General features: G+C 45.3%; 7 protein-coding genes and 2 pseudogenes. 8 read left to right on the top strand and 1 reads right to left on the bottom strand.

Annotation, left to right across the window (positions count from 1 at the left end; translation table 11 throughout):
- The first annotated feature begins 42 nt into the window (after positions 1-42).
- The 8 genes and pseudogenes from AC0THY_RS01415 to AC0THY_RS01380 all read left to right on the top strand — a co-directional run bounded on the left by AC0THY_RS01415 (position 43) and on the right by AC0THY_RS01380 (position 15,432).
- Positions 43-963 carry a hypothetical protein gene (locus tag AC0THY_RS01415; RefSeq protein ID WP_489992691.1) on the top strand — a complete coding sequence of 307 codons (921 nt, stop codon included), beginning with the start codon at positions 43-45 and terminating at the stop codon, positions 961-963.
- Between the two features lie 60 nt (positions 964-1,023).
- Entirely contained in the window at positions 1,024-1,644 is a 621-nt protein-coding gene (locus AC0THY_RS01410; RefSeq protein WP_489992690.1) for a double zinc ribbon domain-containing protein, read from the top strand.
- Between the two features lie 254 nt (positions 1,645-1,898).
- Positions 1,899-2,012 (top strand): annotated as a pseudogene (locus AC0THY_RS01405) (IS200/IS605 family transposase); the annotation flags it as partial.
- A gap of 370 nt (positions 2,013-2,382) precedes the next feature.
- A pseudogene (locus tag AC0THY_RS01400) lies at positions 2,383-3,942 on the top strand (SPM autocatalytic domain-containing protein); the annotation flags it as partial.
- 774 nt (positions 3,943-4,716) lie between these two features.
- Entirely contained in the window at positions 4,717-10,224 is a 5,508-nt protein-coding gene (locus AC0THY_RS01395) for a hypothetical protein (protein WP_489994229.1), read from the top strand.
- 184 nt (positions 10,225-10,408) lie between these two features.
- A complete protein-coding gene (locus AC0THY_RS01390; protein WP_489994127.1) occupies positions 10,409-11,614 on the top strand; it encodes an IS256 family transposase in 1,206 nt (401 codons plus the stop codon).
- A gap of 1,058 nt (positions 11,615-12,672) precedes the next feature.
- Positions 12,673-14,691, top strand: a complete 2,019-nt coding sequence (locus AC0THY_RS01385) for a D-alanyl-D-alanine carboxypeptidase family protein (protein ID WP_489992689.1) — start codon at positions 12,673-12,675, stop codon at positions 14,689-14,691.
- A 3-nt stretch (positions 14,692-14,694) separates the two neighbouring features.
- Positions 14,695-15,432 (top strand): tyrosine-type recombinase/integrase, encoded by a 738-nt coding sequence (locus AC0THY_RS01380; RefSeq protein ID WP_489992688.1) that lies wholly within the window; start codon positions 14,695-14,697, stop codon positions 15,430-15,432.
- A gap of 18 nt (positions 15,433-15,450) precedes the next feature.
- On the opposite strand, the gene AC0THY_RS01375 is transcribed toward AC0THY_RS01380, so the two are convergent.
- Positions 15,451-16,416 (bottom strand): 3'-5' exonuclease, encoded by a 966-nt coding sequence (locus AC0THY_RS01375; RefSeq protein WP_489992687.1) that lies wholly within the window; start codon positions 16,414-16,416, stop codon positions 15,451-15,453.
- Positions 16,417-16,611: the final 195 nt, after the last annotated feature.

Genomic DNA, 16,611 nt, shown 5'->3' with positions numbered 1-16,611 from the left:
GAACAGTAACATCAAGTCAAATAAGCGACGAGGAGGGGTAATATGATCCACATGAACATCGAAGGGTTTGCCACAGTTATGGCAGTGCTGGGGCTGGTAATTGGAATTATCGGCGCATTCGTGATTTTCTTTGGTTTCATGCCAAAGAAGAATGAGCACAGGTTCGGGGGCTGGCTGGGGAAGCTGTACGATTTCCTGAACTTCAGGTTTTACATCATCGAGGGACTTTTAAAGTTTACCTATGTGCTGGTTGCCTCTATCTGCACCGGAATGGGACTGTTTATGTCACTCTCGATTGTGGAGCTGACCCACGGGCTGATACTGCTGGTGGGAGGCAACCTGGCGGCCAGGATTGCGTATGAGTTTATTCTGATGCTGATCATGGCATGCAGAAACTTAGGTGAGCTGAACAAGAAAACACCTGACCAGTCAGAGGCGCAGCCGGACGGACAGCTGCCGCAGCCTATAAAGGAGGAGCATCACTTCTGGGGTGCTCTGCATGAAGCCGGCAGAAGTGTAAGGCAAGCGGCGTCCAAACCCCAGGAGGCAAGGCCTCAGGAGCCAAGGCCCCAGGAGCCAAAGCCCCAGGAGCCAAGACCTCAGGAGCCCGTAAGACAGGAGCCACAGACCCCGCAGCCCGGGAGGGTGGCAGAACAGGAGCCTGCTTCCTTGCAGGAACCGGCCCCGAAGCCCGCAGTTTTGGAGGCAGAAAAGCAGCCGGAAATTCCAAAGGAGACGGAGGATGCTGCATGGGCGGCGGCCAGGGAATCAGCGGTGACCAGAGAACCGCAGGAAGCAAAGAAACCGAAGAGTGGGGAAACTGCACCAAGCGTCAGCAGACCGGCAGAACCCAAAAAGGCGGCAATCATGAAGCCTAAACACCGCGTTTGCCCCCAGTGCGGGGAAAAGTGCAGCACAGAGTTTGCCTTCTGCAACATGTGCGGGGCAAAGCTGCAGCCCTGAGCGAAATGAAAGGGCAGCTTGGCTGAACGGTTATTATTTTAATAGAATGGAGGAATTAGTATGGCATTTTTAGACGATTTTGGAAAGAAACTGACAAAGACAAGTCAATCTATGGCAAAAAAGGCCAAGGATGTAGCGGAAGTGAGTAACTTAAAGCTCCAGATCAAGGATGAGGAGCGGAAGATGAAGAGCGAATTTGCGGAGCTGGGTGAGCGGTATTATGCGCTCCACAGCGAAAGCCCTCAGCAAGAGCTGGCGGACGGCGTGGAGAAGGTACAGGAGATCAAGCGAAAGATTACCATTTTGGAAGGAAGAATTGCTGAGATTGAGAATGAGCGTGTTTGTCCATCCTGTGGCATAAAGCTTCCGGAGAAAGGCCAGTTCTGCCCCGCCTGCGGCACAAGGTATCCCCAGCAGGAGGAGGAAACCGGCGAGGAGGCAGCCGTGGAATTCCACACCTGCAAAAACTGCGGCGCCCAGGTGATGGATCAGGAAGCGTTCTGCACAAAGTGCGGGGCAAAGCAGGAGAATGTGTCAGAGGTTCCGCCTGAGGGGGAAATCGACGACGTGGTGGAGGAACCGGTGGACTGCAAGGCGGAAGAGGAGAGCGCTCCGGTGGAGGAAGCACAGGCTGAGACAGTGACAGATGAAGGGGAGACGGCAGAAGGAGAAGAACAATAAGAAAATAACTTTTAATAATATTATTATATGCTATGATTGTGTACTATATGAATTAAAAGGTATAATCTTTATCACTTTTATTTAAATTTAAATGGAATAATGCTTTTTAATAAGCAAAAAGGAGAAGTGCTTTTATATTGCGCTTCTCTTTTTTATGGTTTTAGTCAGTTGAACAAAGGTAAGTTTCTTAACAGAGAAAGAAGCCTCTGGAAAACAAAAATCCATCTGCTATGCGGGTAGTGTGGTAAATACTTATGGTTAATAAGGTAAATAGTTTATCGTACACAAAAAGGTTGTGCAAATACCATATAGTGTTAACACCCCAATATATGAGAAAGATTATATACAATCAGTATAAAGAGAGTGTAGTGATTTTCATAGGTTATTATTTGTTTGATAGTATGTATGCTGTATTCTCTAAATTATTGTATCATAAGTATTCTAATGAACAGATAATCTTTTCCGCAGACAGTTTTAAACGAGTCTTAAAATGGTTTATTTGCAAATAAAATTTCATAATAAAAAATAAAAAAACAAAAAATATATAGATATTAGATCAAAATTCAGAATTATAATAGAAAAAAGATATTAATTATGATACAATATTTAATAACAATTGGACTCAATAATAAATTATTAACAACAGAATTATTTAATATTTGGGAAGGAGGAAGATCTTAAAAGCTTTAAATAAAAACGTATTAAGTTACTTTGGGTAAAAGAGGGAGGAAGAGACATATGATTATGAAAAAAAGTTTTCGTAAAATAGCGGTTATGCTAATTATTAGCTTGATTTTTTCATTATTTTCTAATATTAATGTGGTAGCGTCAGACATTGATATGAATACAATCGAGACACCGGAAGAACAATTTGTCAGAGAAATAAATGAGCTCTTAGAAGATTCTACAGTTGATATGGTGGAAACCGTTATTGAAGCATATTGCTTTGACTATGTTTTTGGGGATCAGCCTTCTTTTAATTATGAGGCATACAAAGCGATGCTAGATTATGGAAAATCTTCAGAAGGAGATATAGATACTTTAAAAAGTATTTACAGAGGTAGATATGAAGGATTGGAGGAATTTTGCAATAACGTAATATTCTTCTATCATTTAGCTTCGGATATGAAAGACTTATCAGTTAGTGCTCAGGATTTTAAGACAGAAATAGATGAAGGAGATCGAAACGAAGCAGCCAGAAAAATGGCAGAAAGTGCTGAAAGTCTGTTTAGCATTTGTAGCAATATATCTTCTACATTTATTCCGATTGTAGGAACTTTTGTTTCGTTTCCTTTTGAAATGGGTATTGCTATATTAAATCAGATAGATAAATTAATAGAATTAGCAGAGGAATACTATTTTAGACAGGCATATTTTGTTGCGAATATAATTACAGAAGAAGGGCAATCAGGCTTTGAAAACTGTTTTATGGAGTCGTGCGGTAATTTTGGGCTGCTTAATAAAGAATGCCTTGATAGAATGAGAACTGAGTTAGAAGAAATAGATATAGCTGTTCAAGATAGTAGTGCTTGTATAAAGACAATGAAGTTATTTGAATCCAATCCGGAGTATGCAGGTAAGATTGCACAATTTGAGAGGACTGTTGAGGGAAAGGTAACATATGTTGAACAGAGAAAATATGTATATAATCTTTATGAAACTCTTTTAAATGCAGGATGGGATAAAGAGAGTCAATATCAAATAAGAGAAAAAGACGGTGAATTTGTAAGGGTAAGGGTTCTTCCGAATGGAGAAGAACAAATCATTAATTCAGCGAGTGGGGCGATTGATGAGGCGAGCAAAGCTTCTTCACCCTTGGTTATAGATTTGAATGGAAATGGGATGAAAACACTATCTATAAATTGTGGTGTACATTTTGATCATAATGGAAGTGGATTTAAGGTTAAAACAGGGTGGGCAGGATCTGAAGAAGGTATTTTAGTAAGAGATTTAAATGGAAACGGACAAATTGACAGCGGAAAAGAATTATTTGGAAATGCAACATTATTAAAAAATGGAAAATGCGCATCCAATGGATTTGAAGCTTTGAAAGAATTAGACCTTAACAAAGATATGATTTTTAGTGCATCAGAGGCAGCTCAATCCGGAGTTTTAATTTGGATTGATGCTAATAGTAATGGGGTATCGGGAAAGAGTGAATTACATACATTTGAAGAGTTAGGGATAGGGTCTATTAATTTAAATTACAAAGAGATTAATATCCTGGATTCAAATGGAAATACTTATAATCAATCAAGCACGGCATCAAAAATTGATGGTAGTCTACTTGATGTTATAGATATTTGGTTTATGCGTGATTTTCGATATTCAGAGTCGTCAGATTTTATTTATATCCCAAAAGAAATATATGAGCTTCCAAACATTAGAAGTTTTGGAACAGCTTATAGTCTACATCAGGCTATTGTCCTTGATGAAAGCGGAGAACTCAAAAAGCTCGTTACTAAGTTTACTGAAGAAAAAGATAGACAAGAACGTCTTGAATTAACATCTCAAATTATACATAAGTGGACAGGTGGAGCGGATAAGATTAAAGTGCTCGAAATTTTGACAGGTGAAAAATATACAGGCGGAACAGGATCAAATGCATTGGCTATCATTAATAAAGCATATGATCGACTAATTATGGCTGTTTATGAACATCTGATGTCTTCATCACATTTAAAAGAACTTTATTATAATAGAGAATTTACACAGGAAGGTAAGGACGATTTAACACAAACAGCGTATCATTTGTTGACTGTTTTAGAGCAGGACCAAAACGCCGGTGAAGTATTGTTGGCTGATTTCGTTTCGAATATTCATGCTCTGTCCTTATTAGAAAAAGTTGATTTTTCTACTTTTAGAGATGTTTTAAATTCAAAAAATCAAAGATATGGCATGCTCGCTGATACAGTTGAGAAAAATAATATCTTTAGTTCCGAAGGTATAAATACATTGACAGGATTGGAAAGTGACAATGCTTTTTGGATATGGAATGGTGGAAATAACATAAAAGGAGGAGGCTGTAATGATTCATATATCTTTATGAACGATGTTGGGAGAAACACTATAGTGGACAATGATGGAGATGATATGATTCTTCTATGGGATGGAATTAATGAAAAAGATGTATTAGTCAATCCAATATTTAAAAATGGAAATAAGAATGTCTTTGACTTAGAAGTGAAATTAACGGGTTATACTACAGAAATCTTAGTTAAAAATTATAGACCAGATCATAGATTCTATATTATTTTCTCAGATGGAACTGAAAAGGAATTGCTTGATTTTGTAAGCAGTAACGAGATTTGGACAACTCAAGAGTTACAATTAATAGATCCTGATTTAAATTATAAGATTATGGCAGATATTGACTTGAGTGGAACTGATTGGATTCCAATTGGCACTGTAGAGAAACCATTTACGGGGATTATTAATGGAAATGGATATACGATAAAGAACCTAAGTGTAAACAGGGGGGATCAGAATTATGCGGGCCTGTTTGGCTACAGCAGTGGAATAATCCGGAACGTAAGGCTGGAAGGGGTAAGCGTAATCGGGAAGGACTATACGGGAGGAATAGCGGGCTACAGTGAGGGAATCTTGTCAGGAGTGAAGGTAGAAGGGATAGAAAGGATAAGCGGAGGGAAGTATACAGGAGGCGTAGCGGGCTACGTGGAGGGAAATCTGGGAGCATGTGAGGTAAAAGGCGGAGAAGAGATCATTGGAAGCAGCTATGTGGGAGGCCTTGCCGGAAAGGTAACGAACAGGATGAAGGGAGGAAAAGTATCCGGAGTCGGGAGTGTGACAGGAGGAGACTATACAGGAGGCCTGTGTGGAGAAGTGAGCCAGGCAGTGGCCGGCAGAGCGGAGGAAATCGGAAGTATAACGGGAGGGAATTATACAGGCGGTCTGGCCGGGAGAGCCGGAACCATAGGGAAAAGCTTTGCGGAAGGAATCGGAAATGTAACAGGAAAGGAGTATACAGGAGGCCTGGTGGGCTGTGCATCAGGAGAAGTCAGCGAAAGCCACGCGTCTGGGAAGGGGAAGGTAACGAGCGGAACCAGTAAGTATGCAGGAGGTCTGGCGGGTAGGATGGAGAAAGGTGGAAGAGCCTGCTATGCGACCGTGAATGTAGAAGGGAGTAGTTATGTAGGCGGCCTGACAGGCGAGGTAAACGGAAAGGTTTTGGAACAGAGTTATGCAACAGGGAATGTTTCAACAAACGGGACGGCAGGAATACTGGGTGGTTTGGCAGGAAGTGGGAGAATTATAGGCTACTCTTCAGCTTTAGTCATAAAGAACTGCTTTGCGACGGGAGCTGTGGCGGACCGCAGAAATACGGGAGGTATTTTGGGGGATGCTTATAACACAGAGATAAGGAACTGCTATTCGCTGAGCGGCAATGGAAACGGTCTTGGAGCGGGTAGCATAACCAGGAGCTATTTTAACGGGGATCTTGCGGGGGAGGAGAGCGCAGACCTGACGGGAAGAAAGACGACGGAAGAGCTGAAGCTTCAGGAGACATATGAGGGCTGGGATTTCGAAACAGTGTGGGAAATGGAGGAGGGGGGATATCCCTCCCTGCGCGGTCTGGCGAAAGCAGAGAGTGTGGCTTTGCAGGAGATCAGAACAGTGGAGGAATTAAAGAAGATGGCAGGGGACCCGGAAGGGGATTACTGCCTGATGGGGGATCTGGACCTGGAGGGAGAAGACTGGATTCCGGTGGGAAGCAGTGAAACGCCATACAGGGGAAGTTTTAATGGAAATGGATATACGATAAAGAACCTAAGTGTAAACAGGGGGGATCAGAATTATGCGGGCCTGTTTGGCTACAGCAGTGGAATAATCCGGAACGTAAGGCTGGAAGGGGTAAGCGTAATCGGGAAGGACTATACGGGAGGAATAGCGGGCTACAGTGAGGGAATCTTGTCAGGAGTGAAGGTAGAAGGGATAGAAAGGATAAGCGGAGGGAAGTATACAGGAGGCGTAGCGGGCTACGTGGAGGGAAATCTGGGAGCATGTGAGGTAAAAGGCGGAGAAGAGATCATTGGAAGCAGCTATGTGGGAGGCCTTGCCGGAAAGGTAACGAACAGGATGAAGGGAGGAAAAGTATCCGGAGTCGGGAGTGTGACAGGAGGAGACTATACAGGAGGCCTGTGTGGAGAAGTGAGCCAGGCAGTGGCCGGCAGAGCGGAGGAAATCGGAAGTATAACGGGAGGGAATTATACAGGCGGTCTGGCCGGGAGAGCCGGAACCATAGGGAAAAGCTTTGCGGAAGGAATCGGAAATGTAACAGGAAAGGAGTATACAGGAGGCCTGGTGGGCTGTGCATCAGGAGAAGTCAGCGAAAGCCACGCGTCTGGGAAGGGGAAGGTAACGAGCGGAACCAGTAAGTATGCAGGAGGTCTGGCGGGTAGGATGGAGAAAGGTGGAAGAGCCTGCTATGCGACCGTGAATGTAGAAGGGAGTAGTTATGTAGGCGGCCTGACAGGCGAGGTAAACGGAAAGGTTTTGGAACAGAGTTATGCAACAGGGAATGTTTCAACAAACGGGACGGCAGGAATACTGGGTGGTTTGGCAGGAAGTGGGAGAATTATAGGCTACTCTTCAGCTTTAGTCATAAAGAACTGCTTTGCGACGGGAGCTGTGGCGGACCGCAGAAATACGGGAGGTATTTTGGGGGATGCTTATAACACAGAGATAAGGAACTGCTATTCGCTGAGCGGCAATGGAAACGGTCTTGGAGCGGGTAGCATAACCAGGAGCTATTTTAACGGGGATCTTGCGGGGGAGGAGAGCGCAGACCTGACGGGAAGAAAGACGACGGAAGAGCTGAAGCTTCAGGAGACATATGAGGGCTGGGATTTCGAAACAGTGTGGGAAATGGAGGAGGGGGGATATCCCTCCCTGCGCGGTCTGGCGAAAGCAGAGAGTGTGGCTTTGCAGGAGATCAGAACAGTGGAGGAATTAAAGAAGATGGCAGGGGACCCGGAAGGGGATTACTGCCTGATGGGGGATCTGGACCTGGAGGGAGAAGACTGGATTCCGGTGGGAAGCAGTGAAACGCCATACAGGGGAAGTTTTAATGGAAATGGATATACGATAAAGAACCTAAGTGTAAACAGGGGGGATCAGAATTATGCGGGCCTGTTTGGTTACAGCAGTGGAATAATCCGGAACGTAAGGCTGGAAGGGGTAAGCGTAATCGGGAAGGACTATACGGGAGGAATAGCGGGCTACAGTGAGGGAATCTTGTCAGGAGTGAAGGTAGAAGGGATAGAAAGGATAAGCGGAGGGAAGTATACAGGAGGCGTAGCGGGCTACGTGGAGGGAAATCTGGGAGCATGTGAGGTAAAAGGCGGAGAAGAGATCATTGGAAGCAGCTATGTGGGAGGCCTTGCCGGAAAGGTAACGAACAGGATGAAGGGAGGAAAAGTATCCGGAGTCGGGAGTGTGACAGGAGGAGACTATACAGGAGGCCTGTGTGGAGAAGTGAGCCAGGCAGTGGCCGGCAGAGCGGAGGAAATCGGAAGTATAACGGGAGGGAATTATACAGGCGGTCTGGCCGGGAGAGCCGGAACCATAGGGAAAAGCTTTGCGGAAGGAATCGGAAATGTAACAGGAAAGGAGTATACAGGAGGCCTGGTGGGCTGTGCATCAGGAGAAGTCAGCGAAAGCCACGCGTCTGGGAAGGGGAAGGTAACGAGCGGAACCAGTAAGTATGCAGGAGGTCTGGCGGGTAGGATGGAGAAAGGTGGAAGAGCCTGCTATGCGACCGTGAATGTAGAAGGGAGTAGTTATGTAGGCGGCCTGACAGGCGAGGTAAACGGAAAGGTTTTGGAACAGAGTTATGCAACAGGGAATGTTTCAACAAACGGGACGGCAGGAATACTGGGTGGTTTGGCAGGAAGTGGGAGAATTATAGGCTACTCTTCAGCTTTAGTCATAAAGAACTGCTTTGCGACGGGAGCTGTGGCGGACCGCAGAAATACGGGAGGTATTTTGGGGGATGCTTATAACACAGAGATAAGGAACTGCTATTCGCTGAGCGGCAATGGAAACGGTCTTGGAGCGGGTAGCATAACCAGGAGCTATTTTAACGGGGATCTTGCGGGGGAGGAGAGCGCAGACCTGACGGGAAGAAAGACGACGGAAGAGCTGAAGCTTCAGGAGACATATGAGGGCTGGGATTTCGAAACAGTGTGGGAAATGGAGGAGGGGGGATATCCCTCCCTGCGCGGTCTGGCGAAAGCAGAGAGTGTGGCTTTGCAGGAGATCAGAACAGTGGAGGAATTAAAGAAGATGGCAGGGGACCCGGAAGGGGATTACTGCCTGATGGGGGATCTGGACCTGGAGGGAGAAGACTGGATTCCGGTGGGAAGCAGTGAAACGCCATACAGGGGAAGTTTTAATGGAAATGGATATACGATAAAGAACCTAAGTGTAAACAGGGGGGATCAGAATTATGCGGGCCTGTTTGGTTACAGCAGTGGAATAATCCGGAACGTAAGGCTGGAAGGGGTAAGCGTAATCGGGAAGGACTATACGGGAGGAATAGCGGGCTACAGTGAGGGAATCTTGTCAGGAGTGAAGGTAGAAGGGATAGAAAGGATAAGCGGAGGGAAGTATACAGGAGGCGTAGCGGGCTACGTGGAGGGAAATCTGGGAGCATGTGAGGTAAAAGGCGGAGAAGAGATCATTGGAAGCAGCTATGTGGGAGGCCTTGCCGGAAAGGTAACGAACAGGATGAAGGGAGGAAAAGTATCCGGAGTCGGGAGTGTGACAGGAGGAGACTATACAGGAGGCCTGTGTGGAGAAGTGAGCCAGGCAGTGGCCGGCAGAGCGGAGGAAATCGGAAGTATAACGGGAGGGAATTATACAGGCGGTCTGGCCGGGAGAGCCGGAACCATAGGGAAAAGCTTTGCGGAAGGAATCGGAAATGTAACAGGAAAGGAGTATACAGGAGGCCTGGTGGGCTGTGCATCAGGAGAAGTCAGCGAAAGCCACGCGTCTGGGAAGGGGAAGGTAACGAGCGGAACCAGTAAGTATGCAGGAGGTCTGGCGGGTAGGATGGAGAAAGGTGGAAGAGCCTGCTATGCGACCGTGAATGTAGAAGGGAGTAGTTATGTAGGCGGCCTGACAGGCGAGGTAAACGGAAAGGTTTTGGAACAGAGTTATGCAACAGGGAATGTTTCAACAAACGGGACGGCAGGAATACTGGGTGGTTTGGCAGGAAGTGGGAGAATTATAGGCTACTCTTCAGCTTTAGTCATAAAGAACTGCTTTGCGACGGGAGCTGTGGCGGACCGCAGAAATACGGGAGGTATTTTGGGGGATGCTTATAACACAGAGATAAGGAACTGCTATTCGCTGAGCGGCAATGGAAACGGTCTTGGAGCGGGTAGCATAACCAGGAGCTATTTTAACGGGGATCTTGCGGGGGAGGAGAGCGCAGACCTGACGGGAAGAAAGACGACGGAAGAGCTGAAGCTTCAGGAGACATATGAGGGCTGGGATTTCGAAACAGTGTGGGAAATGGAGGAGGGGGGATATCCAACTTTACGGATTATAAAGTAATAAATTAAATCCAATGTATATATGGAAAATTTAGAATATTTTACTATACAATATAATTAACAAAAGGAGTCTGTGAAAGTTTTTCTGTAAATAAAGATTCTAAGGGTCTTCTATGATAAAATAAAATCATAGGAGGCCTTTTATTATGGCAAAAAGAGAAAAGAAACCAGTACACAGAGTACAAATGACAGAAGGAAAACGCAACATCATCCATCAGCTCTTGGAGGAGTATGACATTGAGTCTGCACAGGATATTCAGGATGCACTCAAAGATTTACTTGGCGGAACCATCAAGGAAATGATGGAAGCTGAAATGGATGACCACCTTGGATACGAAAAATCCGAGCGTTCAGACAGTGATGATTATCGTAATGGCTACAAATCCAAACGTGTTAACAGCAGCTATGGCTGCATGGATATCGATGTTCCTCAGGATCGTAAGTCAACCTTTGAACCTCAGGTTGTAAGAAAACGCCAGAAGGATATCTCTGATATTGATCAGAAAATCATCTCCATGTATGCAAAAGGAATGACTACCCGACAAATATCTGAAACGATGGAGGATATTTATGGTTTTGAAGCATCAGAAGGATTTATTTCAGATGTAACAGATAAGATTCTTCCACAGATTGAAGACTGGCAGAACCGTCCATTGGATGAGATTTATCCAATCCTGTACATAGATGCCATTCATTATTCTGTCCGGGATAATGGCGTGATTCGAAAATTAGCCGCATACGTTATTCTTGGGATCAACACAGAAGGAAAGAAGGAAGTTCTGACAATCAATGTCGGAGATAATGAAAGTTCTAAGTATTGGCTCTCTGTGCTGAATGAACTAAAAAATCGTGGAGTAAAAGATATCCTCATCATCTGTGCCGATGGGCTTAGCGGAATCAAAGAAGCTATTGCTGCTGCATTCCCTAAAACAGAATACCAGCGTTGCATTGTCCATCAGGTTAGAAATACTCTAAAATACGTACCTGACAAAGACCGTAAAGCATTTGCAACAGACCTTAAAACCATCTACCATGCACCAGATGAGAAGAAAGCGCTGGAAGCCCAGGAACGGGTCAGCGAAAAATGGACACCTAAATATCCCAATTCCATGAAACGCTGGAGTGATAACTGGGAGGCCATATCCCCGATTTTTAAGTTTTCTTCACAGGTTAGAAAGGTCATTTACACGACGAATGCGATTGAAAGCCTGAACGGCACCTATCGCAAGCTGAATCGTCAGAGAAGTGTATTTCCGAGCGATACCGCTCTGTTAAAAGCACTTTATCTGTCCACATTTGAAGCCACGAAGGGTTGGACAACAACAATTCGGAACTGGGCTCAGGTCTATGGGGAACTGAGTATCATGTATTCGGACCGACTGCCAGAATAAGAAGTACAGTCCTGAAAAAGGCGGGAATCACTCGCCTTCTCTTGACATGCAAGGATATCTAAAGTATATATATAACAAGAGCTGGAAGCTAATTCCTTAACTTACCAGCTCAAACTTATCATAGAAGAACTGTATTTACAGACTTTTCTTCACACACTCAACAAAAGTAGCATATTTCATTATATGATATGATAATGTATAAATAGAGTTTAGGGGATGTTCTCTATTTTATTTACTTGTAGGTCGGAACGACAACTTTATACATAGATTGACCGTTCCGACCATATTCCTCCAGCATTAAAGGATTTGTCCCAAATTTCAACGTTTATTTCAACTGTCAGGTGTGAGCAGCGCCCATTTTAACAATCACTGCTATTGATTTGCTCGTAATGCAAAGAACAGCTTTCAATAAATACTATATATTTTTTTGATTCTTATTAAAAGAAATTATTATCTATAGACACAGAAATTTTTACGCCCTCATGGACATTCATTCACATTATAAGTGATCAGATTTTTTCCAACTCCTTTTTTGTAACAGTTCTACTTTCATCTGATCAAATGGTTTAGCACTGGCTAGAAAGTAGCTGGTTTATCCATAAATAAAGGTTTTATATCATTAAGCATCGTCAATCATCTCTTTTTTATTAACATTTCGATAATGCTCAGAATCGAGGAGTACATTTCATATCCATTGTTCTTGCTAAAACACCTTACTTCATTTGACGCTTTTTCGCTTTTCGTTCGGTCTTCTTCCACCATTATAGATGTTTACAGAGCGGCCGTCTTTCTGGTCACTGGAATGAGGGAACATAGTGGATAAGCGATCGGCAAAAGGTGAAAAAATTCAAAATTTTTATGATAATATACTTTATTCTTTGATAATGTCTGATAAAGTGGCACTTGAAGGGGGTTTTTGGTTCAATTAAGGCTGAACGGTTACTTTATTTTTTGTTATTCTCATTACTTTCAGTTGAAAAATGTGATAGGTTATAATATAATAATATGTGATGTAAAAATGAGAAATTATTTTTGGCGATAAATGATGGAGAACAAACATGAGAAAAAAGGGTATCTACATTTTACCTGCATTGGCTGCCGCTCTGTTTCTGACGGCAGTGATGCCGGTAGGAGTCGTGCATGCCACGGGAGAGAACATAGGAGAGGAAACACAGCAGGAGGGTTCGGAAGATCCCTCTGAGGGGGCGTCTGACGCGGAGAGCGAGACAGAGTTTCCGGAATCATATTACCTGCCCATTGAGTCCAATTCCATCGATGGCTGGCCTGCCGGACCTCAGGTGGAGGCGGAGGCTGCAGTTGTGATGGATGCAGGCACGGGCGCGTTCCTCTACAGCAAAAATATGGAGGCCAAGGAATATCCGGCCAGCATTACAAAGATTATGACCACTCTGGTGGCACTGGAACATGGTAATCTGGACAGCAAGGTAAAGTTTTCGGATGAGGCCATCAACAGTCTGGACCCGGACAGCAGCCGCCTGTGGATGGAGGTGGGAGAAAAGATTACTCTGCGCAGGGCGCTGTATGGTGTCATGCTGGCCTCAGCCAATGACTGCGCAAACGGTGTTGCAGAGAAGGTGGGAGGCACCATTGAGAATTTTGTGCAGATGATGAATGACAAAGCGGCGGAACTGGGCTGTATTAACACCCATTTTGTAAACGCCCACGGACTTCACGATGAGAACCACTACACCTGTGCAAGGGACATGGCAATCATCATGCAGGCAGCCATGCAGAATGAAACCTTTGCAGAGATCACCAGGACCACGGAATATGAATACCCAAAGACCAACAAGAGCAAAGAGGAGAGGGCGTTTGTCAATCATCAGAAAATGCTCTATGACGAGGAATTTTATTACAAGGGATGCCTTGGCGGAAAGACGGGATTTACGGACGCTGCCCTGAATACGCTTGTGACAGTGGCGAAAAGGGATGGGCGCAAACTGATCTGTGTAGTACTTAGAACCAACGGTTCTGGGAAGACCTTTACTGAGTCTGCTAAACTTTTGAACTATGCATTTGAGAATTTTACCCGTGTAGAGATTCCGGTTGAGGACACCAAGGTGACCCGGGCGGACATACTGGGGGTCAATTATCTGGGAAAGGCCAGAGAACTGGAGTGCGCGGCCTTAAAGGAGAAGACCGTGGAGGCAGTTTCCAGCGTAAAGGTGTCTATTCCCAAGGACGGGGATGCTGGTCAGGTGGTGCGGACACTGGGATCGGACGGAACTCTGTCCTACTCTTTTAACGGCTGGCCCGTTTCCAGCACCTCTCTAAAGTTCAATGGAGTGAACTTTGAGATTGCGGTCCCGCAGGTGATTAACAAGGTGGTTTCCGCCGGGGAAGAGCAGCCTGAGAGTGAGACGGAGGCCAAGGGTGTACTGGAAAAAGCAGAGGGAATGCTAAAGACTGCAGGGGAACATATCCAGTCCGCATGGTCAGCGGCCTGGGAGTGGGTTTACGCCAACGATGTGTTTATGGCAGTGGTAGGACTGGTGGTTATAATCGCCCTGCTTCCCCTGGTAGTGATTGCCTATATCCGAAACCGAAAGTCCCAGAAGATACGCAGACAGCGGCAGAGGGAAAAGGAAGAGATGACCCGGATCGAGAGGGATATAGAGAACAAGTCAGCCCTGGAGATCGAGGCAGAGCTGCGGGCAGAGCTTATGCGGCAAGAGAAAGAGCGGCAGGAGCGGGAAGAGAAGGAAAGAGAAGAAAAAGAGAGAAAAGAAAAAGAGAAAGAACAGCAGGAGAAAGACAAGCAGGAAAGGGAACGCACGGGAACGGAGTCCGGCATACAGGAGCCGTCGGTGGCGGGACACTCTGAGACACAGACAGAAGAGCAGAAGGCATCAGAACCCGGACGCTGTGAAGCGGTTACGCTGCAAAAAGATCAGCAGGCCCCTGGATTTGAGGAGAAAAAAGACTCAGGTGCAGACACAATCAAAGAAGAGACATCAGAATCTTCAGGAGAACCGGAAAATGAGGTTCAGGGAGAGAAGACGAGCGATGAAACAATAGACAGCGAAAAGCAAATGGGTGGGGAAAAGGAGGAATAAGCTATGAATTGGGTGTCACCAATCAAAGACGAGGAAACACTGGAGAGGTTTAAGCAGGAGCTGCGGAAGGTTGACGACAAGTACTATATCTTGTTTGAAATCGGGGTGGGAACCGGGCTCCAGCTGCAGGAGATCCTGAAATTTAAGATCAAGGATATCCGTGGAAAAGAGAGCATTGAGGCAAGTATTGGAACAAAAAATATCAAGAGGATTTTCAATATTCCCAAGGACCTTCAGGAGATCATCAACAAATTTACAGAGGGCAAGGAGCCCGAAGCGTATCTGATCCAGGGGCATGCCAGTTCCGCGGCCGCACTGTCCAGAGAACAGGCGTACCGGGTATTTAAGAGTGTGGGTAAGAGCATGGGGCTGAATTCCATTGGAGCCCAGACCATGAGAAAGACCTTTGCATGGAGATATTATAAAGCCACGGATGACATCTATTATCTCCAGAACCTGCTGAACCACGCTTCCCCCTCAATTACATACCGCTATATCGGGGAGAAACCCAGTGTAGAGGTAGTGCTAAAAAAGATGACGCCGGAAGAAAATGAACGGAGCAGATATATTCTTTACAAGGACGAAGCCGGCAAAAAAAGGATTCATGCGATCATGGAAACGCTGAAATATATTGAGGGAGAGCTGGACAATCCCACCAATAACGACGCCTTTTATGGGAGGGTGGACTGTCTTTTGGCTGAGTTTGAGGACTTGGTTGAGAACTTTAATAGTACTAAATAGAAAAAGGAAGCTACCGCACTAATGATCCTGTGCGGCAGCTTTTTTAATCTCCGCCAAGTGGACGGATCTTTTCTTTTTTAAGGCATCTTTTCGCTCTTTGATCTCCTGGGCATCTTCGGGTGTGACCAGCTTTAGGATCTTAATGCAGAAATACTTTCCATTCTCTGACTTTTTGACGCGGATCTTTCCCCTTAGCCATCCATGTTCCTCGCAGTAGGCAAGGCAGAAATAGTTCTGATTTCCCGCCAGAAACCAGCGCACCTTTTTCTTCGCAGCCTTGTGGCAGAGATAGCACTTAGTGGAGAGGACCTGGCGGTCCTTCATGAGATCCTGCTTTGTGTCAAATTCCCTTGAAACGTATTTGAAATAGGTGTCAAAGGTGGCGAAGATCTCCTCCTTTTTGCTGGCTGGAGGCCGGAAATAGTCGTAAGAGTAGTTGTGAAGCACCGTCCTCTCAGGCAGGGTTTTCAGCACCTGAGCAGTGTACCAGGCATCACAGAGGGCATCGTGAAAGGGCATGCTTTTTTCCAGCCCCAGAAAGTCTACTGCGTGCTCCAGGGTACGCCTGCTTTTTCCGTCCTCATGGACCAGGCTGAAGACCTTCTGGATGTCATAGTAGCGCAAGGGTGTGCGCAGCGGATTCGGCAGCTGGTGGTAGCATACATTGCGCTGGAGCTCCAGCAGGTCCAGGGTCCCCCAGGTACAGAAATGCACCCGGTTCCCACACCAGGCCATAAAGTCTGAAAAGACCTGTGGAAAAGTGCGCGCAACAAGAAAATCATCCATATTCCGCTGTATGATTTCCTGGGTTTTAAAGTGGAAGGATTTGTACACACAGGGACGGATAATCTCAGAAAACCGGCTGATCTCCCGGTATTTGCTGTCCAGTTTTACTGCCCCGATCTCAACGATCTCAAAGGGAAGCTGCTTGTCCTCAGATTGCTTCCCGTCAGGGCATTGGTTCCATTCTAAGTCAAGTATCACGTAATCCATACCTATGAGTATACACAACACAGAGGAAAAATACAAGCCATTCGTCAATTTGTATATAAGAAGCAATTAAATTCCGTCAATCTGTCCTAAAGAAAAAGAAGTGAATAGGTTGGTAAGCAAAATTTACAAGGGTTTAAGTAAATATTTGTTCAATAATGGCATGGTTAGATCATGTGATGTCTAGTA

Source organism: Ruminococcus sp. 8Y-12, from assembly GCF_058119865.1.
The sequence above is the reverse complement of the archived record's forward strand: the minus strand, read 5'-3'. Positions and strand labels throughout refer to the sequence as shown.